29 protein-coding genes are annotated in these 21420 nt (G+C 44.0%); 17 read left to right on the forward strand and 12 right to left on the reverse strand.

What is annotated here, in order from left to right; all coding sequences use genetic code 11:
• Nucleotides 1-69 precede the first annotated feature (69 nt).
• Nucleotides 70-2046 carry an asparagine synthase (glutamine-hydrolyzing) gene (asnB, locus tag GN112_RS08310; protein WP_155309784.1) on the forward strand — a complete coding sequence of 659 codons (1977 nt, stop codon included), beginning with the start codon at nucleotides 70-72 and terminating at the stop codon, nucleotides 2044-2046.
• 179 nt (nucleotides 2047-2225) lie between these two features.
• Here the strand turns inward: asnB and GN112_RS08315 are convergent, their stop codons facing one another.
• The 3 genes from GN112_RS08315 to mntA are packed head-to-tail and all read right to left on the reverse strand — an operon-like array spanning nucleotide 2226 to nucleotide 3855.
• The gene (locus GN112_RS08315; protein ID WP_155309785.1) at nucleotides 2226-3209 is read right to left on the reverse strand and encodes a transposase; all 984 of its coding nucleotides are present in this window, start codon (nucleotides 3207-3209) and stop codon (nucleotides 2226-2228) included.
• A gap of 24 nt (nucleotides 3210-3233) precedes the next feature.
• On the reverse strand, nucleotides 3234-3416 hold the full coding sequence (locus tag GN112_RS08320) for a ribonuclease HepT family protein (RefSeq protein ID WP_162458842.1): 183 nt from the start codon (nucleotides 3414-3416) through the stop codon (nucleotides 3234-3236).
• The gene (gene mntA / locus GN112_RS08325; RefSeq protein ID WP_155309787.1) at nucleotides 3409-3855 is read right to left on the reverse strand and encodes a type VII toxin-antitoxin system MntA family adenylyltransferase antitoxin; all 447 of its coding nucleotides are present in this window, start codon (nucleotides 3853-3855) and stop codon (nucleotides 3409-3411) included. Before mntA ends, GN112_RS08320 begins: the two co-directional genes overlap by 8 nt.
• 164 nt (nucleotides 3856-4019) lie before the next feature.
• On the opposite strand from mntA, the gene GN112_RS34265 reads away from it, so the two are divergent.
• The 3 genes from GN112_RS34265 to GN112_RS08340 all read left to right on the forward strand — a co-directional run bounded on the left by GN112_RS34265 (nucleotide 4020) and on the right by GN112_RS08340 (nucleotide 5067).
• Nucleotides 4020-4382, forward strand: coding sequence for an ISAs1 family transposase (locus GN112_RS34265; protein WP_331457560.1), 363 nt, complete (start codon nucleotides 4020-4022; stop codon nucleotides 4380-4382).
• Between the two features lie 173 nt (nucleotides 4383-4555).
• Nucleotides 4556-4816, forward strand: coding sequence for a type II toxin-antitoxin system Phd/YefM family antitoxin (locus GN112_RS08335; protein WP_155309789.1), 261 nt, complete (start codon nucleotides 4556-4558; stop codon nucleotides 4814-4816).
• Nucleotides 4816-5067 carry a type II toxin-antitoxin system RelE family toxin gene (locus GN112_RS08340; RefSeq protein ID WP_197743290.1) on the forward strand — a complete coding sequence of 84 codons (252 nt, stop codon included), beginning with the start codon at nucleotides 4816-4818 and terminating at the stop codon, nucleotides 5065-5067. Before GN112_RS08335 ends, GN112_RS08340 begins: the two co-directional genes overlap by 1 nt.
• A 307-nt stretch (nucleotides 5068-5374) precedes the next feature.
• Here the strand turns inward: GN112_RS08340 and GN112_RS08345 are convergent, their stop codons facing one another.
• From GN112_RS08345 to GN112_RS08360, 3 genes are all read right to left on the reverse strand, one after another.
• Nucleotides 5375-5641, reverse strand: a complete 267-nt coding sequence (locus tag GN112_RS08345; RefSeq protein ID WP_155309791.1) for a type II toxin-antitoxin system RelE/ParE family toxin — start codon at nucleotides 5639-5641, stop codon at nucleotides 5375-5377.
• A 5-nt stretch (nucleotides 5642-5646) separates the two neighbouring features.
• The gene (locus tag GN112_RS08350; RefSeq protein ID WP_155309792.1) at nucleotides 5647-5883 is read right to left on the reverse strand and encodes a type II toxin-antitoxin system RelB/DinJ family antitoxin; all 237 of its coding nucleotides are present in this window, start codon (nucleotides 5881-5883) and stop codon (nucleotides 5647-5649) included.
• 640 nt (nucleotides 5884-6523) lie between these two features.
• Nucleotides 6524-7531: an IS1 family transposase gene (locus GN112_RS08360; protein ID WP_155308629.1), complete on the reverse strand. Its 1008-nt coding sequence runs from the start codon at nucleotides 7529-7531 to the stop codon at nucleotides 6524-6526.
• A 286-nt stretch (nucleotides 7532-7817) separates the two neighbouring features.
• Here GN112_RS08360 and GN112_RS35175 point away from each other — a divergent pair, with 286 nt between their 5' ends.
• From GN112_RS35175 to GN112_RS08385, 5 genes are all read left to right on the forward strand, one after another.
• Nucleotides 7818-7997, forward strand: coding sequence for a type II toxin-antitoxin system HicA family toxin (locus GN112_RS35175; RefSeq protein ID WP_155309793.1), 180 nt, complete (start codon nucleotides 7818-7820; stop codon nucleotides 7995-7997).
• Nucleotides 7994-8413, forward strand: coding sequence for a helix-turn-helix domain-containing protein (locus GN112_RS08370; RefSeq protein WP_155309794.1), 420 nt, complete (start codon nucleotides 7994-7996; stop codon nucleotides 8411-8413). The genes GN112_RS35175 and GN112_RS08370 overlap by 4 nt, the downstream gene beginning before the upstream one ends.
• Nucleotides 8406-8582 (forward strand): hypothetical protein, encoded by a 177-nt coding sequence (locus tag GN112_RS08375; RefSeq protein WP_155309795.1) that lies wholly within the window; start codon nucleotides 8406-8408, stop codon nucleotides 8580-8582. The genes GN112_RS08370 and GN112_RS08375 overlap by 8 nt, the downstream gene beginning before the upstream one ends.
• A gap of 804 nt (nucleotides 8583-9386) precedes the next feature.
• A complete protein-coding gene (locus tag GN112_RS08380) occupies nucleotides 9387-10226 on the forward strand; it encodes an ExeA family protein (RefSeq protein WP_155309030.1) in 840 nt (279 codons plus the stop codon).
• 250 nt (nucleotides 10227-10476) lie between these two features.
• Nucleotides 10477-11181, forward strand: coding sequence for a CHC2 zinc finger domain-containing protein (locus GN112_RS08385; protein ID WP_155309796.1), 705 nt, complete (start codon nucleotides 10477-10479; stop codon nucleotides 11179-11181).
• A 68-nt stretch (nucleotides 11182-11249) separates the two neighbouring features.
• On the opposite strand, the gene GN112_RS34270 is transcribed toward GN112_RS08385, so the two are convergent.
• Nucleotides 11250-13154, reverse strand: a complete 1905-nt coding sequence (locus GN112_RS34270; RefSeq protein ID WP_155309797.1) for an IS1634 family transposase — start codon at nucleotides 13152-13154, stop codon at nucleotides 11250-11252.
• A gap of 129 nt (nucleotides 13155-13283) precedes the next feature.
• Here GN112_RS34270 and GN112_RS08395 point away from each other — a divergent pair, with 129 nt between their 5' ends.
• The 6 genes from GN112_RS08395 to GN112_RS08420 all read left to right on the forward strand — a co-directional run bounded on the left by GN112_RS08395 (nucleotide 13284) and on the right by GN112_RS08420 (nucleotide 17510).
• Nucleotides 13284-13562 (forward strand): toprim domain-containing protein, encoded by a 279-nt coding sequence (locus tag GN112_RS08395; protein WP_231717232.1) that lies wholly within the window; start codon nucleotides 13284-13286, stop codon nucleotides 13560-13562.
• Between the two features lie 291 nt (nucleotides 13563-13853).
• Entirely contained in the window at nucleotides 13854-14234 is a 381-nt protein-coding gene (locus GN112_RS34275; RefSeq protein ID WP_231714110.1) for a type II toxin-antitoxin system HicB family antitoxin, read from the forward strand.
• A complete protein-coding gene (locus tag GN112_RS08405; protein WP_155309799.1) occupies nucleotides 14227-14385 on the forward strand; it encodes a type II toxin-antitoxin system HicA family toxin in 159 nt (52 codons plus the stop codon). The genes GN112_RS34275 and GN112_RS08405 overlap by 8 nt, the downstream gene beginning before the upstream one ends.
• Before the next feature lie 266 nt (nucleotides 14386-14651).
• Complete coding sequence (locus GN112_RS08410) at nucleotides 14652-14876, forward strand: hypothetical protein (protein ID WP_155309687.1); 225 nt, start codon at nucleotides 14652-14654, stop codon at nucleotides 14874-14876.
• A gap of 59 nt (nucleotides 14877-14935) precedes the next feature.
• Nucleotides 14936-16150 (forward strand): hypothetical protein, encoded by a 1215-nt coding sequence (locus GN112_RS34280; RefSeq protein WP_231716959.1) that lies wholly within the window; start codon nucleotides 14936-14938, stop codon nucleotides 16148-16150.
• Between the two features lie 361 nt (nucleotides 16151-16511).
• Entirely contained in the window at nucleotides 16512-17510 is a 999-nt protein-coding gene (locus GN112_RS08420) for a transposase (RefSeq protein WP_155309800.1), read from the forward strand.
• Between the two features lie 64 nt (nucleotides 17511-17574).
• On the opposite strand, the gene GN112_RS08425 is transcribed toward GN112_RS08420, so the two are convergent.
• Nucleotides 17575-18252, reverse strand: coding sequence for a hypothetical protein (locus GN112_RS08425; protein ID WP_155309801.1), 678 nt, complete (start codon nucleotides 18250-18252; stop codon nucleotides 17575-17577).
• A 235-nt stretch (nucleotides 18253-18487) separates the two neighbouring features.
• Complete coding sequence (locus GN112_RS08430) at nucleotides 18488-18910, reverse strand: hypothetical protein (protein WP_155309802.1); 423 nt, start codon at nucleotides 18908-18910, stop codon at nucleotides 18488-18490.
• Nucleotides 18911-19145: 235 nt separating this feature from the next.
• Between GN112_RS08430 and GN112_RS08435 the strand changes: the two genes are divergently transcribed.
• Complete coding sequence (locus GN112_RS08435) at nucleotides 19146-19328, forward strand: hypothetical protein (protein ID WP_155309803.1); 183 nt, start codon at nucleotides 19146-19148, stop codon at nucleotides 19326-19328.
• Nucleotides 19318-19659, forward strand: coding sequence for a type II toxin-antitoxin system PemK/MazF family toxin (locus tag GN112_RS08440; RefSeq protein WP_155309804.1), 342 nt, complete (start codon nucleotides 19318-19320; stop codon nucleotides 19657-19659). The genes GN112_RS08435 and GN112_RS08440 overlap by 11 nt, the downstream gene beginning before the upstream one ends.
• A gap of 200 nt (nucleotides 19660-19859) precedes the next feature.
• Here the strand turns inward: GN112_RS08440 and GN112_RS08445 are convergent, their stop codons facing one another.
• Genes GN112_RS08445 through GN112_RS35180 form a run of 3 tightly spaced genes read right to left on the reverse strand, consistent with a single transcriptional unit; the run spans nucleotide 19860 to nucleotide 21378 of the window.
• Complete coding sequence (locus GN112_RS08445; RefSeq protein WP_197743291.1) at nucleotides 19860-20813, reverse strand: transposase; 954 nt, start codon at nucleotides 20811-20813, stop codon at nucleotides 19860-19862.
• Between the two features lie 48 nt (nucleotides 20814-20861).
• Nucleotides 20862-21161 carry a DUF2442 domain-containing protein gene (locus tag GN112_RS08450; RefSeq protein ID WP_155309805.1) on the reverse strand — a complete coding sequence of 100 codons (300 nt, stop codon included), beginning with the start codon at nucleotides 21159-21161 and terminating at the stop codon, nucleotides 20862-20864.
• Nucleotides 21142-21378: a DUF4160 domain-containing protein gene (locus GN112_RS35180; RefSeq protein ID WP_155309806.1), complete on the reverse strand. Its 237-nt coding sequence runs from the start codon at nucleotides 21376-21378 to the stop codon at nucleotides 21142-21144. Before GN112_RS35180 ends, GN112_RS08450 begins: the two co-directional genes overlap by 20 nt.
• Nucleotides 21379-21420 lie beyond the last annotated feature (42 nt).

Genomic DNA, 21420 nt, shown 5'->3' on the forward strand with positions numbered 1-21420 from the left:
ATTTCGTATAGAAGATGGTTTGCAACTTTTCATAGAACCTCAACTTTGATGCATGACGGAAATTGAATCATGTGTGGAATAGCAGGCATCGTTAATTATCGTTCCCTTGAAGACAAACGGGTGTTGCTCGGCAAAATGGCGGGGATGATGCGTCATCGCGGACCGGATGCAGCGGGTATGTTTTTGAAGGGTCCGGTGGGATTGGTTCACACCCGCTTGAGCATCATTGATCTAAGTAGCGCGGGGAATCAACCGATCCACAATGAAGACAAGTCCATATGGATTGTATTCAATGGTGAAATCTTCAATTTCCCGGAGATCAGAAAAGATTTGGAGGCAAGAGGCCACCGTTTCTATACCCAGACGGACACTGAAGTGTTAATTCACCTGTATGAGGAAAAAGGCGCCCATTTTCTTCAGGTACTGAACGGTCAATTCGCCTTGGCCATCTGGGATGAAAATAAGAAAGAGTTGCTTTTGGCACGGGATCGGGTCGGCATTCGTCCATTATTTTACCAGTTTGACAACGGTCGCATGACTTTCGCGTCGGAAATAAAAGCCTTGTTTGCTGATACCGCCATACATCGTGAAATCAATGCACAATCTCTGGCCGATGTGTTTACCTGTTGGGCGCCTTTGGGGGAATTGACGCCATTCAAGAATATCTATCAGCTGTTGCCTGGCCACTATGCCCGAATCAATTCTCAGGGCATGTTTATTCAATCATATTGGTCGCCTGACTTCAGCCATGAAGATAAAAGTGACCGCCCCTTAAATGATTGGGTGGAGGAACTGCGCGGCTTGCTATTGGATGCATCACGGATTCGGCTAAGGGCAGATGTTCCGGTGGGGGCCTACCTTAGTGGCGGTATCGATAGCACATATATCAGTTCACTGGTCAAGCAAAACTTCAACAACCGGCTCAGTACATTCTCGGTCCGGTTTACCGATAAACGCTTTGATGAATCGGATTATCAGACGATCGCCGTTCGATCATTGAAAACCGACCATCATGACGTATGTTGCAGCGAGGAAGATATCGGCACCCTTTTCCCGAAAGTTGTCTGGCATACCGAAACACCAATTATCAGGACTGCCCCAACCCCGCTTTTCATGCTTTCCAAACTGGTTCGTGAGAGAAATTTTAAGGTAGTTCTCACCGGAGAAGGCGCCGATGAGATATTTGCCGGTTACAACATTTTTAAAGAGGATAAGATCCGTCGCTTTTGGGCGCGTCAGCCGGATTCCGAAAAAAGGCCCAAGTTGTTGGAAAAACTCTATCCATATATCTTTTCAGGTGCCAACAGTCGTTCGAGACAATTTCTCCAGGGATTTTTCAAAAAAGACTTGTTGGCCATCGATTCACCCGTGTATTCTCACCTGTTGCGATGGTCTAATACATCCCAGTTGCAGTCATTTTTTTCAAATGATTTGCAAAGCCAAGCCTTTTCCACGAATGCGTTTGCCGATCGATATTGTGCGAATCTGCCGAACGATTTTATGTCCTGGAGCCCGCTTTCACGAGCTCAATACACGGAGATGCGCATTTTTCTGTCTAATTATCTGCTGTCCTCTCAGGGAGACCGCATGGCCATGGCCAATTCCATTGAAGGGCGCTTTCCTTTTTTGGACCACCGACTCATCGAATTTGCCTGCAGATTGCCGCAACGATTCCGGATTCACGGGTTGAATGAAAAATTTCTGTTGAAACAAGCCGCCCGGGGAGTGATTCCTGATGAACTGATCGAGCGGGCCAAGCAACCCTATCGTGCTCCCATTAGTCGCTGCTTTTTCGGCAATCGGAAACTGGATTATGTGGATGAAATGATGTCTGAGGATCAAATCCGTGCCAAGGGATATTTCGAGCCCAGTAAGGTATCTCGTCTGATCGCTAAATGTGGGAAAGGGAAAGGGCAGTTGTTAAGTGAACGCGAAAACATGGCTCTGGTAGGGATTCTTTCCACCCAGTTGCTTGACCACCAGTTTATTAGCAGTTTTCCTCTTCAATCCGATCACTTGATTGACGACATCGCCGTCCATTCTTAAATTTGATGAACTCGTAAGAAAAAACGTACCCCGCAGAGTACGCCGAGCAATAATTGTTCTCTCCCCGAAGGGGAAAATTAACCCTCTGTGAACTTTGCGTCTCGAACGAAGTGGGCGGTGATTAATTCTCATTATGGTTCTTACCCACCCACAACAAACAACATGCGACAAACCGATTATCAGAGATTCTCTGATAATCTTTTCAACGAAAAAACGCCGTCCAGCCCCTTCACGGACCTTGGTTTCTTCTCATGCTTGGATTGAAACAGGTGCTTGAACTGCTGGTAGGTATTTGAGACATATTCCCGCGATCCGATAATCCCGGAATCCGTAAAATACCGCGTCCGGTATAAAAAACGTTCTGTACGACTGATCTCGAAGTTCTTCTTTTGCTCTCTGGTTACCACTTTTCCCGGAATTGTTTTCGTATAGGGCTTGCCATCGGTTGGTATCGCTCCAGTCTCATATACATATTTTCGATAAAGCCGCACCCGCTCCTTTTCGCTTTTCACATTGAATTGTTTCAAGCTTGCCCGAGGCAATTCACATTGTGACAGCGAATCGTATTTCATTGGGCCGAAATCGGTCGACAAAAAGCCATCCTTGTTACTGGTCTGGATATGGTACCCTATCGAATTCCAGCGATAATCCTCCGGCCGTTCCACGATGCCGGCCCGAACCGGATTAAGATCGATGTACGCCATGCAATTGATTAGCGTCTCCCCTTCTTCTACGATTACGCTTTTGAACCGATCGCCCCAAAAATAGCCTCGGCGACCGTGGCGTTTATTGTAAAAACGGGTAAAGTTGACTTTGATTTCGCGCATGAATTCAGAAAGGCTGGCAAGTTTTTCACGGACAAACGGTAATTGCCCTTCCCAGCCCATGGCCTGCTTTTCACCATAAAAGCGCTCCAGCCGTTCTTTAACCGCTTCATCCGTAAACGCATATTCTGGAAGCATCTTTACTAAAAGGTGAAAGTGGTTGCCCATCAGGGCAAAGCCATACACCTCAGTAAAAAACAGACCAGCCATCCGCTTGACCAAATCCAGCAAAAAATCTTTTTCAAATGCTTCCAGCGGGAAGCCATCCAGCGCAGTTCTGGACATTACATGATAAACCGCTGTCTGATCCTGAATAATCATTCGGGATACGCGGGGCATGATTACCTCTCATTCTCGTCCCAACTAATCAATCAGACGGTTGCCTACGTTGAGGCAACTTTCGATGGCCAAGTGAAAAAAGCGTTCCGTGCTACCATAGTGGATCGGATTGTCAATAAACTCGTCATAAGGAACCTTCCGGGCTTCCAGCAAATGAAGATGGTATTTATTCAGGTATTTGAGATGTTCCTTAATTTGTTCATCCATGATAGCCAACCCCTTCCAGGAAAACTGCATCAAACGCATCCCTCATGCACTTGAAATCCAGATACTGTGTTACCAAGCGTTCACGAAAATCAATCAAGGCAGCCGTACTCCTGCAGACCAGTATCTTTCCTGTCTTGAAAATTTGAAATGCCATTCTAGGTGGGGCGTCGTTCAGGATGATCAAATCAATCTCATCGGTTCTGAATGTATCGCTAAAAAGGCCGATAAGTTGAATGTGTTTGTCAAAACGCTGCCTTTTGTCCAACCGATCATCGAGTAAAATACCGAAATCCAAATCGCTCAGCGGCTTTAAAGGGCCAGTCGCCAAGCTGCCGAATGCGAAGAGAACAACGACGACCGGGTCAGCCTCAATAGCCTTGATAATTTCAGGAACCTTTTTTTGGACGTCCTTGGGTATTTTTTTGCCTTCGCGAATCATTATGTTCCTTCTTCAACCGTATTTTCTAGTAACACTTTCTGATAAACGACTTTTTTGTCACACTTCCTCCCTCCAATTATCTTTGGAAAATGAGCCAAAATATCCCAGACTGATAGATCTTTGGATGTAAGGCGAAACGCTTATTTCAGGGGAAAAATAAGCCAATCACCTTTAGCAAATCATACGGGAAATCTATTTTAAATTTTTTCGGGTGTCAACAATTTAGTATAAAGTACCTGTCCCTTTCAGTTTCCAGTCTCGAAAATCATGCGCCCACCATCGCCAATGCGGTCAGGGTCAGAGAACACTGGGGCATTGAAAACGGATTACACTATTGTTTGGACGTATCTTTCCGCGAAGACCACTGCCGGGTACGCAAAGATCATGCTCTGGAAAACTTCGTAATTCTGCGTCACATGGCCATGAACCTGCTCAAACGCGAGAAAACCCTTAAAGGCGGTATTCAAACCAAACGCCTCAAAGCGGCATGGGATGAGAATTATCTGATAAAAATCCTATCCGCATAAATTTTACTTACGATTGCCCTGCCTGACCCCGTTGTCTCGTTTCTTCGCGCTCTCTGTGACTCTGTGTGAGGCAGTTTTGTCAATAATGAAGACCTAACCCCCTTTTTTTGTTGACAACAGGGAGAAACCAGCCGTATTAATGTACATTATAACGTACACTATGGGAGGTTTGTATGAAAAATAATATAACAGCAACCGATGCACGTCGCCAATTTTTCGAAATAGTCAAAGGCGCAACTGAAAAACATCAGATATTCCGAATTCGGCATCCCAAAGGCTCCGTTGTTATGCTATCTGAAGAGGAATATGACAACTTGATTGAAACGCTTGAACTGCTGTCAACACCTGGAATGTTAAAGAGTTTGGACCGTTCCATAAATCAAATGAACAGCGGCGAGACCTATTCGATGGACGAGGTTTTTGGAGACACTTGATGTATGAAATCAGATTCACGAAAGAAGCCCTCAAGGACGTCAATAAACTAAGCCCCCGCCTTAAGTCCAAGTTGAAAGATATTCTTGAATACAGAATCAGTCCCGAACCTCATTCCGGGAAAAAATTAGTCGGCCAGCTAAAAGGGTTTTATTCGATGCGTCTAAGCTTTCAAGACAGAATCGTGTACACAATCGATGAAGAGAACAATAAGGTTTTCATCCACCGGGCCAAAACCCATTACGGTGATTGATTCTTTTCTCTTTCTAAATTACCACAGACACACACCGACTCACACGGACGTATTTGTTGGTTGGATTCGTTGAGTTCGTTGGGTTTAGGAAAAAGAAATTATCAGCTGTTTTGCCCCTTGGCTCCTCGACCTCTTGAATCCTTGGCCCCTTCATTTTTTCGCGCTCTGTGTCTCTGTAAGAGGCTATTTTGTCAAGAATGAAGACCTGACCCCGTTGTTTTTCCGTTTATCGAACGTATTAAGAACGCCATGGTGGTTATGGAACCTTTTTTATGCTCAAGCGAAACGTGTTTTGAGGAAAAAATAATTATCTGAAAAGTTGGGAATGTGAACCGATTCTTACCAAGCGAAGTGTGTTTTCTTCAATAGAATAGATTACAATTAAATCCCCACCGACATGAAATTCCCTAAAACCAGAAAAGTTTCCAATCAAATTGTGGTCCCTTGCTTCAAGTGGCAGTTCCTTCTCATCCAACAACAGGGATAAAAATTGGATATATTTCTCGTACTGAGAGTCTTTCATTTTTATTTTCTGATAATCTTTTCGATAGGTTTTCGTCCGAAATAACTTCATATGAACTATTTCGAAAATTCATCGATAGTTATATAATCACCATCCAATCGTTTGGCTTCTTCCATTGCCGCCAAGGTTTCATCGTTGGGGATTTTGATTTCAAACGGAAGCCCTTTGTGGCAAACAATCAAATTATTAAACACATTGATTGCTTGCGAATAGCTCAAGCCAAGATATTTTAAGATCTCTTTCGCTTGTCTATAGTTTTTTGTATCCACCCTTATGGTTGTTTGGGTCTTCATGTTGATAGTGCCTTTTATCAATTATCGTTTTTTCAAAAAATATCCCAATTGGGATACAAAGTCAAGAATAACCACCCTTTTGATTTTATGGAAAAGTAAAATCCACACTTCAACACACCGCAAGTATGTTCAAACACATTGAATTCCTTGAGTCCAAAATCAGTGGAAAGAAACCCGTCTTTGTTGTTGGTTTGAAGATGAGATCCCAGCGAATTCCAGCGATACTCCTCAGGCTTATCCACGATACCGGCACGAACTGGATTGAGGTCGATGTGGGGCGAGCGGGGAGGCCAAGCCAACCCCATATAATTAAGGCTAAATTGTTTCAAAGAAGGGCCGAAATACACCCTATATTGAGATTTTTGGTATTAAATTAAAAAGTGCGATATAGGATGATTCAATGGCAAGGGCAAAACGACATTATATCCCATATCAAATCTGGCATATCACCCAAAGATGCCACAAACGGGAATTCCTGCTGAAATTTAAACAGGACCGCTACCGCTGGATTCAGTGGCTGTTGATTCCCGCAATAAATGGAACGAAATTTTCAGATTAAATTGAAGCGTTTTCCAGATTCTCTGATTGATTGGCACTGGTTCAGTTGAATAGGCAATTAATTAGTCATAATTTTGAATAGTTAAATATGTTGTGCACTGAAAAGTGCTTCTGGAGTGATCTCGCATTCGAGTACTCCTAAACTAACAGCGGGCACCTTTTTGGTCGTAAAGTGAACTCTGAGGAAGTTATGGATAACCCAATAAACGTTCAACACGCGTTGAAGACCGGTTTCTGATTTTGCATATGTGTTTGTTTTTCTTCTATACGCGGAACATTTTCGGCGCATTGCAGCATTGTTGGCTTCAACGTGATTGGCGTGTGTTTCCTTATCTGTAATATGGTTTGTGGTCTCAGGGTGTTGAGGACATGTTGTCTGGTATTTTGGCCTTTTGCGTCCTTTCTTATGGGCTTGGGATCCTTTGTTTTTTACCCTGACGGTGACTCCCTTTTTCAACACTTTTCGAGGACGACCACGCATGCCAGTTTGAAAAAGCTCGTGGCATATTTCAAATAGAATTTTTCCATATCGACGTTCACCATCTGTCAGAAGGGTTATGTCTTCAGTTTGGTTGACAAGTTCCGCCAGGGTTTTGATTGCTTTTTCAAAAAGGGACCTGTCCTTTTTACCGCAGCTCATTTCCCAAATGAAACGGCTGGCTCTATCCATGAGGACAATAGTCCATCCGGAAGATTCTTCAGCAGGAACATTTTTTTTGACTTTTGTATAAAATTCATCACCTTCAATGACTGACTGGATGAACGTATGCGCCATTGAATAGATAAATAAAGTACTATAAAGATAGGAAAATTTTCTTTCCCAGGCAAGAAGGGTGTTTTTAGCGATTTTAAAGATCCGGCAGGTGGCATTGAGTGACGTTCCCTCAGTTCGGGCGTTTAAGACCTCCCAAATTTTACTGACAGGCTTTCTGATATCTTGCAGGAAGGTGTTTTTTGTTTCTGAGAATGAATATTTGCAGTCTTGACAAAGAAACATTTCCCTATCACCGTTAGAAATTGTGCGATATACATAGTCATGTCGGATATTTTCAGACGAACAATTGGGACATTTGCATGTAAATAACAGCATAATCTACTCCTTCTCATCATGGTTGGGGTAGATTACCGTACATTTTTTATTTTCTATTGTCCAGCTATTTTATGTATATTCTGCCACTTACAACACCTATTCAACTGAACCAGTGCCGGCATTTACGCTCTCCAATAAAAAAGCTAACCAATTATCCATCTCTATAAATAATTCAAAAAAAATTATTCCAATTTTTTTTAGGGTGTCAATCTTTTTTTATATAGTACCTGTCCCTTTTTTCTCTGTTGTATTGACATATGCACACTTATATGTGTACATTGCGTGCATGAAACGAAAAAAGCTGGAAGCTGAGTTGACGAAGTTGGGATGGTGGCTTGAAAGACACGGCGGCAACCACGATATCTGGACCAACGGCGACCGGCAGGAACCGGTCCCCCGCCATAGTGAGATCAACGAGAAGCTTGCCCGATCAATACTAAACAAGGCAAGAAAGGCTAAACCATGAGATTCGCAGGACGCATTTATAAAGACGGCAAATTCTGGCTGGCGGAAATTCCCATCCTGGATCTGATGACCCAGGGCCGCACCAAAAAAGAGGCCTACCTGATGGTGGCCGATATGATTGAAACGCTGGTGAACCGGGACGGCTTCAAGGTGACAGTATATAAGGGTGCCAAGGACACCTTCGAGGTCGGGGCCCCGGAGCCGAAACCCATGATCGGGCTTTTGCTGAAACGCAAGCGTGAAATCAGCGGGCTTTCGCTCGCCCAGGTCGCCAAACGGATGGGGATGTCATCGCGCAACGCCTACGCCCGCTATGAACAAGGTACGGCGATGCCAACGATCGAAAAGCTGAACCAGCTGTTTTATGCCGTGTCACCGGATACGGATCTGGTGATCGATGAGGCCCGTAATGGTTGATACCGCAAGTCGACCCACGTTCGAGGATTTCAAAAACAAGGCGCTGGCCGAACCGAAAACCAGCGCCCCATACGACACGCTGGCGCCGGTTTACGAGCTGAAACAAAAGAGGATCGGCATGCGTAAGGCCGCCGGATACAACGTGAAAATCGACTTCGTTCATGATTGATTATCGCGGGCAAGGCCCACTCTTACATGGCCACGGACTTTAATTGACGCCATCGAATGTGTTCTTTCGGCAAGCATGCATGAAATCCGCGAAGGGATAGGATATCATCGGTTGAACCAAAAAATAAGGAGGCCAGCCGATGACCGCCGATATCCAAGATGTTCCCACAATTTCCCCTACCCTCGAGCAGGTCCGGCAACGTTTCGAATCCTGGCGTCATCGAAGGAAAAAACGCACCCGCATTCCTCATGCGTTGTAACGCAAGGTGCCGGTTTCGGACATGATCATGGTAAACCGATCGACAAAATCGTCCCGATCGATGTCGTTCAGGAAGATGGTTCCGCCGCTCGATCCCGTTTTAGATTTAATCGCATAATTTCATGCCCGTCCCATTTGGCCTACGTCCCCTTTGCCCTAGTATTGGAGTCAAGTATAAAGTACCTGTCCCTATTATTTCAGTATATTTCCGAATACAAAATTCAACTTGATTTTGGCGAAGCCAACCGTCCCTTATCTTCTTTGCGATCTCTGCGGCTTTGCGTGAGGCAATTGGTTTCTGATCTTGTCAAGAATGAAGACCTAACCCCGTTGTTTTTTTATTTAGTTTCTTAAGGACGTCCCGCAATTCCAGGACAAGACCAAAAACGTTTCTGGCAAACGCCGCCTCATCCAACCGGACGAAAATACGACATCGTCAATTCCGTCAATCAACAGACCGCTGCCGGCGCTGCTTCGAAAATTGTTAGCCGATCACGCAGCAACGGGTTTGCCCCCGGCTTATATTCCCAAGGAGGAAATCGAAGAATGAACAATACCGATATCAGAAGCTTGTACGGACTCAAATACAACCCGTTTCTGCCCGATTTGCCACCGGAAGCGTTGTATGCCATCCCAGGCACCGAGTCTTTTGGATTGCGGGTGCGATCCATGGCCGAGAACGGCGGCTTTGCATTGATTACCGGAGAGCCGGGATTGGGGAAAAGCAAGACGCTACAAAAGATTGCCCATCAACTCGAACAGATACCCGACCTGACCGTCGGTGTGATGCAGCGCCCCCAAAGCAAGCTGGGGGACTTTTACCGCGAAATGGGTGAGTTGTTCAATGTCAACCTGTCCCCCTCCAACCGCTATGGCGGCTTCAAGGCCCTGCGGGACCGTTGGGAACGCCATTGCCAGTCGACGTTGCTAAAACCGGTGCTTTTGATTGACGAGGCCCAGCAGGTGTCGACCGAGTGCCTGACCGAACTGCGTATTTTACAGAGCCATCGGTTCGACTCGCAGAGCCTTTTGTTTACTATTCTGTGTGGCGACAACCGGCTGCCCGACAGGTTCCGGTCCGCCGACTTGTTGCCCCTGGGCAGCCGTATCGGACCACGGTTATTGCTCGAACCGCTTTCTCCCGAGCAACTCCAGGATTATTTGTATTTCGCTCTCGAGACGGCCGGGAACCGTCAACTGATGACCGACGAATTGATTCTTACATTGTCCGCTCACGCGGCCAACAATCTGCGGGTGCTCAACCAAATGGCCGCGGAATTGCTCGCCACGGCGGCCCAAGAGAATCTGCCTCGTCTCGATGAGGCTTTGTTTTTTAAGTTGTTCTCACCGCCAATGACGAAATCCCAACATAGGAGAAGAAAATGATCATCGGTTTTTCATAACGGTGAAATACCAGTTGCCCGGTGAAACGGAGGCAGGCTCTGCTGGGGAGCAACCTGTCGAGGGATAGCCGGGTGCAGGAGGCATTGAATGATGCCACTGAGGGGAGCAGCAGACCACACTTGCTGTTCCCCTCGCTTTTTGGGCTTTATTCAAGCCTTTCTGCCCATGCCTTAAAAAACCCAATCAAATCAGATGGCGCGTAGCGCATCCATATCGAACCATATCATATCGAATGATGTCACCATTTGGAGTGGCCGCGTTTCCATCAGTTACCGAGTCCACGCTCAAGCGCTGTGTCTCCATCGTGACGGTCCTTCAGGCCAAGGGGGTGACGACACCGCTTACAAAGCGCGGCGACCAACTCTTTGGCCCTTGTCCCCTGCATGGTGGCGACAACCCCAACGCCTTTGTGATCAGCCTTTCCAAAAACCTTTGGCGCTGCTTTACCGGATGCGATGCCGGCGGGGATGTGGTCGAACTCGTGCGGCGCCTTTATGGCAAAGACTACCGACAAACCGCCACTTTTCTGGCCACTTTGGCAGCCACGGAACCGACTTCTCAGACCGCTTCTTCGTTACAACCGCTGAAAAAATCCTTCCGCCCCTTTACAGCGCGTTTGCACCTCAATGCTTCCGTTCCATGGCTGCGCCAAAAGCAGATCACCCCCTTGACCGCCAGGCGCTTTGAAGTCGGTGCTTATCAGGGGGGCGGTTTTCTCAAGGAATGTATCGCTGTCCGGCTCCATGACTTAGACGGTCATCCCATCGGGTATGCCGGACGATGTCTGGATACCAACCAAGTCAAACAATACGGCAAATGGAAATTCCCTCCAGGTCTGCCCAAAAATAAAATCCTGTATAACTTCCATCGCATAAAATCTTGGCACCGCAAGGCGGTGGTCGTTGTGGAATGTCCTTGGCCCATCTTTTCCGCTTGAATTTAATATTTACTGTAATTTCTAATAGTTGAGTCATACGCTAAGGCGTTTATGGCACTACTTATTTTTTATACCTCATATTTTACCACTTTTCCTGGACTATGAGGCACACCCAGTGCATCATAAATTTTTAGTTGACGAGACTCTGCTTTTGTGCTTTTTCTAACATGTATTGTCTCGCCATTTTTACTTCTCATTACTGCTGTTGTTCGATTTTGGCCGTCTAATTCTTTTCTCAAATCGGACCAACTTGTATGAATCCCATTTTCTTTAAGTCTAAACCTGATTGTATGAACGTGGTGATAAGCTAATAATGTGATAAAGAGATGTCCTTTTACTCTCCTCGTTATTTGATGAAACACCGGCCGTAAACCCAACTCCGATTTTAAACTTCGAAATACAGCTTCAAGATCAGTCAACATCGTATATGTACGCCAAAGAATAGTTTCATCCAGATCGTTCAAGTTTGTTCTCAAACAATAAACGCCTGGATTTGAATCTGAAGAGTCAGAATTTTTTTTTATCTTCCAGGTAATCTTTGTCGCCTTCTTTGATCCTTTATCTTTATGGATGGTAATCTCATAATTTTTAGCAGCTTTGGTATATTTTTGTTTCAGCCGTCCTACTTTTTCAACAACCTTCTCATAAATCTTTAGCCGACCTTTTTGATTTAAACCATCGTTCAATGATTTTAAGTCTGCTTCAAATCTTTCTGAAAATCGATTTTGAATGCTCTGATCCTTTTTTTCTCGCTCACTTGAATGACAATAAATTTCAGTCTCTTCTGTTTCCTTGACATATTTTTTGTACGCTTTAACAATGTAATCCTTATCTCTTTTTACTTCAACAGCTTTATCATGATCAAATTCTCTATATCTTTTCCTGCTGACAACAAGGTATCGGTAATGATTCGCCTGCAACCATTGTACATTATCGTTTGTTGCTATCCCGGCATCCATTACGACAACTGGTTTCTTTTTATCAAAAACACTCATCTGCTTATCGTCTTCTAATGAACTTTCTGATGGTTTATTCAAGCTTGAAATCATTTCTTCCAGTGTTGATGGCTCACTAACGTTTCCGGAAAATATTTTACTTCTTCTTGGAAAGCCGCTACTGTCCAAAACTAAAGCCAAAGTTACCAAGGGACAGTCTGAGCGTTTTTCTTTTGATTTTCCATGCTTGCCAAGTTCATTATACTTACAGCTTCCCTCAAAAAATGTGTTTGTCAAATCATAAAGTGTAATTATTTCTTCAAAACCAAACAAAAAACGTTCTCGGTTGTATAAATGCCTTTCAATCGCTTCTTTGTCTTTGTAAATACGGTCAGATATTTCATAGATTCGTTTTAGCGACATACTTTCATAGTCATAGCCGATTAATTCGCCTAAACCGCTTCGATTTTGCAGCCAGTAATGCGTTGATAACTCACTGCCGGGAACCGCCATTCGACCAACTATACTTCCGATTGCAGCTGCTATTTGATGATTATTATATCCAAGACCTTCAAATATTTTATCCAATTGTAATTTGAGAAATGTTTCATGTGATACATGTTCAATACTAACGCTACGCGGTCTTATAAGTTCAAGACTATCGATATCAATCAAACGGTAATCGGGGGCATCTATACTATCGTTTTTGTCTGTATTGTTGTTTTGACTCGACCGGGTTTGTATGATTTGTGCAGCATAATGCTGTGCGGCTTGCTCAATTTTTTCCGGCAATTTAAACAAACTTGATTGACCATTAATAATTCCCTCAACACGACAAGCAATATCTGGCCATTGTTCTCGTGGAAAAGGAAAATTTTTACCGAGATTTATAATAGTGCGCTGCTTCACCTTATTTCCAACTCTAACTGATTCAACAAGGCGATGAGTGAAATATGTTTCGCCATCTTTTTTGCTCTTAATTGTTGTTCGTCGGATATACATGCCATCTTGAATTACAGAAAAAACACCGATTGTCAATACTTCGGTGAATTTTATGGCACTACTTTGGCCGGTAAAATTTCAACATATTGTAATTATAAATAAAATAATTTCATATGTAGTAAAAAACGCGGTTTTTCAGCAATTTTCCGGAAAAAAGTGACAAAGATGGGTTGGGGAGTCATGCGTCTGGCTCAATTGAATATCCCTGCCGTGGCCTTGCTGGGAATCCATCTTTCTGCCGTACAAAACGATCTACTGGAAAAAGTCTCACCGGTTGTTCTGATGCTTGACGGCGATCGTGCCGGACAAGAGGCTACCGTTCGCATCCGCAGTGCCCTTGAACCCTACACCAAGGTATATACCATCACGCTGCCATCTGGTCTGGACCCTGACGATTTATCTGACGAAGCCTTGTCATCGGTCACTCGACATTTTCTCTTCTAGCCAGTCATAAATAATCCTACCTGCCGCCGCGAAGCAGTCGATGCGTTTAAACGTGTAGATCGTCCCGACAAGCATTCGATTTAATCTGTTCCGTTCCCTGAATCTTTAGGGTCGCGCTCGGAACGGAACACTCAATTAGGAAGGAGGACTCGCCGTGCCATGGATCTTGAGACAAGGGATACCTAGGGTACAGTAACGTAACACCCGCTACTTTCCAACTTTATTAAGGACGTCCCGCAATTCCCCAAAGCAGTGAATTGACTAATTTACAGGACGCTGTAGGAGCGGTCTATGACCGCGAAAAAAGAAATCAAGCTACATGCGATTGCCCTGCCTGACCCCGGTGTTGTTCTAACATCATTATTGTGTCAATCGAAGTGCCATGATAGAATGAACATCAGAAAACTAAAAAAACATATCATGAAAATTGGTAATGAGGTCAAATTAATGAACAAAATGATAAAGGCCGATATATATTTCGATGGTGATTTTTATTGTGGACGATGTGTCGATTTTGATGTGTTTACACAAGGCAAAACATTAGATGAACTTGTCAATAACCTGAAGGAGGCTATACAACTCCATTTTGAAGATGACCCAGAAAGTTCCTCAAATTATATCCCCAACCCATCTTTATTTACTATGATGGATCTGGGTGAAATACATGTCTGACAAATTGCCTGTTATTTCAGGGAAAGAGCTAATTTCTTTTTTGAAAAGTCTCGGTTATTCCGCCGTTCGCCAACGTGGCAGTCACATTCGAATGGAAAAATCGACAAAAGCTGGGACACATAAAATTACTATCCCGAACCAGCAATTGTAATTTTGAAATGGCTCTCTTTGCTACCCAAACGGAAGTTTTTTTCAATCAAAGTTCGATGCATTTATTTTCTGTATTATTTCAAAATGTTCCGAGCTGTGCGGACGGCGGTGGACCCCAAAGGTTACAATGCCAAGCCTATATATGGTGCAAAGGGCTCTAAACAAAAATAACTCGTTGAAAATATGTCAGAATTAACTGGACAGATATAAAGATATATGCGATGTTTTGGTAGATTACTATCTCAAATTTCGAGACGGAGGCTACCAATGAGCAAATACAAAATCGAAGTTATGGTTAACTTGGTTGAATGTGATGAGGAAGCGGACGATAAGCCCATTGAACTGGAAGATGGATGTTATCAATACACCATAAACGCTGATGCCGGTGAAAATATAGACGACTGCGAAATAGCAGTTTTAAATACGGCATACCCTGCAATAAGAGACGCCATAGCACGACACATGGAAAAGGTGTCTAAAAAAAAGTCCTGATTTTCAGTGGGGCTAATCAAATTGGGGTAAATGAACGCCCATATCTGGTGGATGGCGCCGTGGGGCGTTTTGCGTTTGAAACCCACTTCGCATTTGATAAAAATGGCGTTCGGTTTGACAGTAGTCAGTCTATATTTGCCCCATTAGGACCGAATCAGTTTTATTTGACCACGGGCTTTAAGGAACGGGCCATGATAATGGGTAATACGGAAGGATCCTTTCGGAAAACATCAAAATGGCTCAACTTCATACGGCACCAAATAGAAGGCGGTACGCCACATCGCACGTTGCATGATCAGACCCAGAAAGAAGGTAGGGAATTGATCGACCATTTAAAGCAAAAGGCCGATGATTTGAATCATGGCAACTTCAGCGCTGACGGATGTTGTTTCAACCCAGATATTCCCAGGGGTGGAGAACCGATATCAATTCCCATGGCTGAAGTTCAAAAGGCCCTTTCTAAAGGATCTTTCGACTATAATCCGATTGAATTGTTGAATAATCCCGTCATTTACGAAGAACCCAGTCAAACGGTCAACATAAGCATAGACGACGTAACCCCCAAAAGGCAAAAGGATACACGAGAAAGCCCACAAGTCACGGAGCATAAGCGAAAATATGTACATGATACCGTATGCCACATTGAACATGGAGGCCTAAAATACGTATTGGCCGCTGATGGCACCAAATCATGCTTGTGGTTGCTAATCGCATTTCTTTTGTCGAATTCTCTATTCGGCAAACGTCTTCAGATTTTTACCGACGGCCATAAGGCGCTAAATGATGCCATCGTCAAGCAATTTGGGTGGCACAAGAATATGCAAATTGTTCTTGATTGGTTTCATCTATGCAAGAAGTTCAAAGAAGAATTGAGCATGGGGATGAAAGGCAGAAAGCTCAGAAATGAAACGCTTCGCGCGGTTATGCCGTTATTATGGCACGGTCTTACAAACAAAGCCATCTCATATCTTGAAAACATCCCGGCATCCGAAATTAAGGATGATAATCATATTCAAAAGCTCATTGACTATTTGGGCCGGAATATATCCTCCATTCCCAACTATGATATGCGCAAACGGCTAAATCTTCGGAACTCGAGTAATGTGGGTGAAAAGATGAACGACCTCGTTGTTTCAAATCGCCAAAAGAAGAATGGAATGAGTTGGGCGAAGAAAGGATCCCTCAATCTGGCTATCATCACAACTTTGAAAATTAACGATGAATATCACAATTGGTTCAGAAATAAGGAAGTAAAATTTAGCTTAGCGGCTTGACCATTTAAGATATCGTCCGCACAGCTCGAAAGATTTCTGATCTCCTCGATCACTTCCGGTGTTTTTTTTCCACAGGTTTTCTACCGGCCCCTTTCTTGCGGGTGCGATCGACAACAATGTCTTGGTCAATGAGTTCCCGGCGGCCCTTGGCAACGGTTTGAGGATGCAGCCCCAGCAGATCCGCAATGCGCAGATCACCTCCATGACCCAGTTTTAACGATTCAAGTCCGGCGATTCACTACCGTACACTTTTAAAAAGCTTATAACTATATGATATAGTAGAGTATAATAACTCTGGACATTCCACCAGTCATTTTATATATTAGGCTTCCACGATTATCTCTTATAATATGGAGGCCTTATGAATGACTGCAAATCGATTTATAGAAAAGTCAACGATTTTGTCAAACTTTTCTACCCGGTGGAACTCAAAGGAAATCTCCTGAGAAACATGAACACGCTAGCAACAATGATCACGGGCATCATTATCGGCAAAGAAACCCAGTTACCAAAGATCGCACTCAATGTACCCGAAAATATTAAAGTGCCCAGCACCGAAAAACGCATCAAGCGCCTGCTCATCAACGAAAAGGTTACCGAGCAAACCTACTTTCTACCCTTCATACAAAACGTATTGGCCCACCTTGGTCTTGAAGAAATCGTCCTGGCCATTGACGGCAGTCTGGTTGGACGCGGGTGTATTTGTTTGATGATCAGTTTGATTTACAATGGCCGCGCGTTGCCACTAGCCTTCAAAATCGTTGAGGGTAAAAAAGGCCATCTGCCTGAAGACATGCATGTTGAGGTGGTAAAGAAACTGCATCCATTGATCCCCGAATCCACTCGTCAGGTAATCTTTCTGGGAGATGGTGAGTTTGACGGCACAACGCTTCAGCAAACACTGGCCAAGTTTGGGTGGAAATATGTTTGCCGCACGGCATATAATATTACCATCTACGCCGATAATGAATCTTTTCAGATCGACATCCTTGCCACTATACTGCCCAAGGGCCATTGCAAAGGGATGAAAAACTGCCAGTTCACCAACAAAAAATATGGCCCGGTAACTGCGGTGGCCTGGTGGGGGAGCGATCACAATGAGCCCATATTCCTGGTAACCAATTTTAAATCGGCTGAAAAAGCATGCGACTACTATGCGAAGCGCTTTACGATTGAAACGTTTTTCAGTGATCAAAAAAGCCGAGGGTTCAATATCGCCAAGAGCCATCTTTCTTGTCCCAAGCGGTTAACCCGACTGATGATGGCCAGTTGCCTGGCATACTTATGGGTCATTTTTTTTTGGGATTCTCGCTTTTTCGACTGGCTTGTACAAACAGATCCATCGTTCGGATCGATGTGACCTCAGCCTGTTTCAGCTTGGCCTCAGGATGATAACCTATCTCGCGGTGCGAGGTTTGCCGTTCTCACTTCATAACGGACCAATACCTGATGACTTGCAGACATTTCACCAGAGGGATAAACGAGACCTGCAAAATTTTTCTCATTAGATCAAGGTGTTGTAAAATGTGTACGGTAGTGAATCCGGCGAAAAGTCGCCGCTGCTGTTCATCAAGAATGCTGACGAATAAGATAATCGCTGCTTTGACTTCGTCCGAAAAGTCTTCGGTATCCGAAAGCTTGACCCGACGAGCCAGCAATTGTTGCCTGCGCATAGAAGCATCGGCTGCGCAGTACAGGTAAACGCCGGAGACTTTTTTCCTATCGATTTTGCCTTTTTTTATCAGACGTAAAAGCGATTCCTTAACACTAACGGCCAACAGCGCTTCAAGTTCTTTGGCAAAAAAACCTGCTTCCGATCCTGCTATCAAGTGCTCAAGAGTTGAAAGCAGGTTGCCATGCTGTGAAAAGCATACAGACAAGTGACACCATAGGCCGTTGTCGTCGAACTTGGCGACTTTATCCAGGGTGTAGTATCTGCCCCCATGTGAGTAACTTGATCGATACGACAATTGTTTAAGTTTTCTAAAAGCCGTCATATCGACATCGGTGCCGAGCACTGTCTTAATCTCTTTTAACGTGCTGATTTTTTGACGTATTAAAAACTGCTCCAGGTCTTTTGATTGATATTTTTGAATGTTCATAATGTTATAGTGTCAACTTTAAATTGTTATATAGTTGACACTATAACATTTAAACCGCAGAGCGTCAAACAATCAAAGTCCTGTAACGCACCATATTTTAATAGTTTATTGTCGCAAACAATATTTTTAATAGATATTTGGATAAATTTAAAATGTTAGCATATCACCTTAATAGACGAAGTTATTTATAGGCTGTTCCTTAACAAATCATGCGGCAAAGCTATTTCAATTTTTCTTAGGTGTCAATCATTTTGTAATAAGTACCTGTCCCTTTATCTCTTCTAAACATCCATGAGATCGCAGCCCCAGATTTTTTACCGAGAAAGGCCCTTTCGAATTTCGCCCAGCATACGGTACGCGTTACAAAAATTGCCATTATACAGAAAGCCAGCCACGACTTTTGGATTTTCGAAATTTTCGCCTTAGCGTCGTATTTTTTTATCACCCCATCAAGCTCTTCGATGTAAATGATTACAAAAGGCAAAGGATCGGATATGAACATAAGGTCCCTTTTTGCTTTATGGTCGATATGACTCATGGCAAAGTAAGGTTTTCCGATCTTTATTTGACAGGCTTGCGAGCCTTTGTCCAGTGATATTTGTGACTTATCATGAAATTTTTGATGGTCTATGGGATTTATTTGCTGTAAGTTTCGCATTGGGGGCGGCCAGCTTTTAGAGCGGTGAAGGTTCTCGTAGGGACGAGACTGGAGCTTTATCTGCTGACTCGCCCCCTCTCCTTCAAAATATTAACCAGAAAAAACTTGATCATCGAGTATTAGTGTGTATATTAACGTGTATATAACCACACACTTTTCAGAGGGCTATATGAACACACAGAAGGTTCGACTGAACATCACATTGCCAAAAGACCTGGTCAACATGGTAGATCGAATGACCGGCACAAAAAAACGTAGCATGTTTATTGCCGAAGCCATCGAGCTTAAAGTGAAACAGACCCAAAAAAAGATTCTGGAAAAACAACTGGCAGAAGGTTACCAGGCCTGCCAAAAGGAAAGCATTGATATTTCATCGGAATTTGAAGTCGCGGACTTGGAAGGCTGGGATGAATATTAAACGGGGAGAAATTCATTTGGCCGCTCTGGACCCGACTATTGGTCGGGAAATTGCTAAAACAAGGCCCGTCGTGATCGTTTCAAATGATGTTAACAATCAATATTCCGGGACAATTACTGTTCTCCCGATCACTTCAAAAAATTTAAAAAAAATCTATCCATTCGAGGCGATTCTCTCCAAGGGTTCCGGAAATCTTCCCAAAAACTCAAAGGTAAAAGCAGATCAGATACGCACCCTCGACAAACATAGGATTATAAAACGCATTGGCCGGTTAAGCGATGGAGACATGGTCGGTGTCGATACTGCCCTAAAAATACATCTTGGAATTTAATTCGATATGATTTAAGAGTGTTATTTTACGATGTCAGCCAAGAACCATCAGCTTGATAGTCTGTGCTTGCCCCCGTGGATCTGCCTGTCCTGTTAAAATCTGAATGACACCACCCTTAACGCCCCCATCCGTGTCCCATTAAAAAGTCTCCATCCGGCGGCTGCGATGAACTATCCGTGACCGTCCATATGTGTCCGCAGCTAAATAATTTCTGAGAGCCGCTTCAAAGAAAACACCCCATCCAACCCCTTCACCGACTTGGGTTTCTTCTCATGCTTGGATTGGAAAAGATGTTTAAATTGCTGGTAGGTACCAGACACGAATTCCCGCGATCCAATAATCCCGGAATCCGTGAAATACCGCGTCCGGTATAAAAACCGTTCCTTACGACCAATCTCGAAGTTCCGTTCTCGTTCTTCGGTTACGATTTTTTCCGGTATCGTCTTGGTATAGGGCTTGTCCGCTTGCGGGATCGCTCCGGTTTCATACACATATTGCCGGTAAAGCCGCACCCTCTCTTTTTCACCGTTAACACTGAATTGCTTCAAGCCGAAATCGGTGGACAGGAAATTTTCTTTGTTGTTCGTCTGAATATGGTATCCGAGCGAATTCCAACGGTAATCCTCCGGACGTTCCACGATACCGGCCCGTACCGGATTGAGGTCAATGTAGGCCAGACAATTGATGAGTGTCTCGCCCTCCTCTACAATCACGCTTTTGAACCGATCGCCCCAAAAGTAGCCTCGGCGGCCATGGCGTTTATTGTAAAACCGGGTGAAATTGACTTTGATTTCGCGCATGAATTCGGAAAGACTGGCAAGCTTTTGACGAACAAACGGCAACCGTCCTTCCCAGGCCACAGCCCTCTTTTCACCATAAAATTGAACTAACCGTTCTTTCACCGCCTCATCTGTGAATTCGTGCTCAGGAAGCATCTTAACCAGCAGGTGGAAATGATTATCCATCAGGGTGAACCCAAAGACTTCAGTGAAAAACAAACTGCTCATCCGTTTGATCAGACCCAGCAGATAATCTTTCTCGAAAGCCTCCAGCGGAAATCCATCCAGCGCAGTTCTGGACATTACATGATAAACTGCTGTCTGATTTTGCACAATCATTCGGGATACACGCGGCATGAGGACCTCTCCTTCCATCCCAACCAATCAAACCAATGAAACAAATAAAATTAACATAACAGATAGTTATTTATTTCTATTTTCAAGCCATTTTTTCAAAGAAGCCTGGCTTTCTCCGGATGGTTTGCCGGTCAATATACTTTCAACACTAATGTCTTCATCAACGTTTTCCCAGTGAATGCCATGCCCTTTTCCAATTAGGCGCCAATTCGCCCGTTCCTCCTTGCTTGCGTGCAGCAATCTCGGATACCATGCAATCGGCACTGATACTGTTCGACCGTCCTCCAGTTCGACAGTAAGCGTATCTTCGTCAATAAACACACTTACAGCATGGGGAACATCCTTTTTAACTGCCAAAGTAGCCATTCCAAGCCTCCATCAATTCAATTTGGTGCTCTCTTATGATGTTCAAAATACGACCCATTTCGGATCGATTGAATCCTCCACTATTTTCAAGTCTGATTGGGTCAAGCCAGATTTTGGCAATATTATCCTCTGCTTCGATGTGTACATGCATAGGCTCAACACGGTCACCGGAATAAAAGAAAAAACGATATGGTCCATATCTGAATATTGTTGGCATTCCAAGCCCTTGTATAAAAATCTACATTCCCCATCGTACTCC

This window comes from Desulfosarcina ovata subsp. ovata, assembly GCF_009689005.1.
In the GTDB taxonomy this organism is placed as follows: domain Bacteria; phylum Desulfobacterota; class Desulfobacteria; order Desulfobacterales; family Desulfosarcinaceae; genus Desulfosarcina; species Desulfosarcina ovata.

Excerpts from the sequence above, each read along its gene's own strand:
- asnB (WP_155309784.1), top strand. The coding sequence starts at position 70 with ATGTGTGGAATAGCAGGCATCGTTAATTATCGTTCCCTTGAAGACAAA.
- GN112_RS08315 (WP_155309785.1), bottom strand. The coding sequence starts at position 3,209 with ATGCCCCGCGTATCCCGAATGATTATTCAGGATCAGACAGCGGTTTAT.
- GN112_RS08320 (WP_162458842.1), bottom strand. The coding sequence starts at position 3,416 with ATGGATGAACAAATTAAGGAACATCTCAAATACCTGAATAAATACCAT.
- mntA (WP_155309787.1), bottom strand. The coding sequence starts at position 3,855 with ATGATTCGCGAAGGCAAAAAAATACCCAAGGACGTCCAAAAAAAGGTT.
- GN112_RS08335 (WP_155309789.1), top strand. The coding sequence starts at position 4,556 with ATGAAAAATAATATAACAGCAACCGATGCACGTCGCCAATTTTTCGAA.
- GN112_RS08340 (WP_197743290.1), top strand. The coding sequence starts at position 4,816 with ATGTATGAAATCAGATTCACGAAAGAAGCCCTCAAGGACGTCAATAAA.
- GN112_RS08345 (WP_155309791.1), bottom strand. The coding sequence starts at position 5,641 with ATGAAGTTATTTCGGACGAAAACCTATCGAAAAGATTATCAGAAAATA.
- GN112_RS08350 (WP_155309792.1), bottom strand. The coding sequence starts at position 5,883 with ATGAAGACCCAAACAACCATAAGGGTGGATACAAAAAACTATAGACAA.
- GN112_RS08360 (WP_155308629.1), bottom strand. The coding sequence starts at position 7,531 with ATGCTGTTATTTACATGCAAATGTCCCAATTGTTCGTCTGAAAATATC.
- GN112_RS35175 (WP_155309793.1), top strand. The coding sequence starts at position 7,818 with ATGAAACGAAAAAAGCTGGAAGCTGAGTTGACGAAGTTGGGATGGTGG.
- GN112_RS08370 (WP_155309794.1), top strand. The coding sequence starts at position 7,994 with ATGAGATTCGCAGGACGCATTTATAAAGACGGCAAATTCTGGCTGGCG.
- GN112_RS08375 (WP_155309795.1), top strand. The coding sequence starts at position 8,406 with ATGGTTGATACCGCAAGTCGACCCACGTTCGAGGATTTCAAAAACAAG.
- GN112_RS08380 (WP_155309030.1), top strand. The coding sequence starts at position 9,387 with ATGAACAATACCGATATCAGAAGCTTGTACGGACTCAAATACAACCCG.
- GN112_RS08385 (WP_155309796.1), top strand. The coding sequence starts at position 10,477 with ATGATGTCACCATTTGGAGTGGCCGCGTTTCCATCAGTTACCGAGTCC.
- GN112_RS08395 (WP_231717232.1), top strand. The coding sequence starts at position 13,284 with ATGGGTTGGGGAGTCATGCGTCTGGCTCAATTGAATATCCCTGCCGTG.
- GN112_RS34275 (WP_231714110.1), top strand. The coding sequence starts at position 13,854 with ATGACCGCGAAAAAAGAAATCAAGCTACATGCGATTGCCCTGCCTGAC.
- GN112_RS08405 (WP_155309799.1), top strand. The coding sequence starts at position 14,227 with ATGTCTGACAAATTGCCTGTTATTTCAGGGAAAGAGCTAATTTCTTTT.
- GN112_RS08410 (WP_155309687.1), top strand. The coding sequence starts at position 14,652 with ATGAGCAAATACAAAATCGAAGTTATGGTTAACTTGGTTGAATGTGAT.
- GN112_RS08420 (WP_155309800.1), top strand. The coding sequence starts at position 16,512 with ATGAATGACTGCAAATCGATTTATAGAAAAGTCAACGATTTTGTCAAA.
- GN112_RS08425 (WP_155309801.1), bottom strand. The coding sequence starts at position 18,252 with ATGAACATTCAAAAATATCAATCAAAAGACCTGGAGCAGTTTTTAATA.
- GN112_RS08430 (WP_155309802.1), bottom strand. The coding sequence starts at position 18,910 with ATGCGAAACTTACAGCAAATAAATCCCATAGACCATCAAAAATTTCAT.
- GN112_RS08435 (WP_155309803.1), top strand. The coding sequence starts at position 19,146 with ATGACCGGCACAAAAAAACGTAGCATGTTTATTGCCGAAGCCATCGAG.
- GN112_RS08440 (WP_155309804.1), top strand. The coding sequence starts at position 19,318 with ATGAATATTAAACGGGGAGAAATTCATTTGGCCGCTCTGGACCCGACT.
- GN112_RS08445 (WP_197743291.1), bottom strand. The coding sequence starts at position 20,813 with ATGGAAGGAGAGGTCCTCATGCCGCGTGTATCCCGAATGATTGTGCAA.
- GN112_RS08450 (WP_155309805.1), bottom strand. The coding sequence starts at position 21,161 with ATGGCTACTTTGGCAGTTAAAAAGGATGTTCCCCATGCTGTAAGTGTG.
- GN112_RS35180 (WP_155309806.1), bottom strand. The coding sequence starts at position 21,378 with ATGCCAACAATATTCAGATATGGACCATATCGTTTTTTCTTTTATTCC.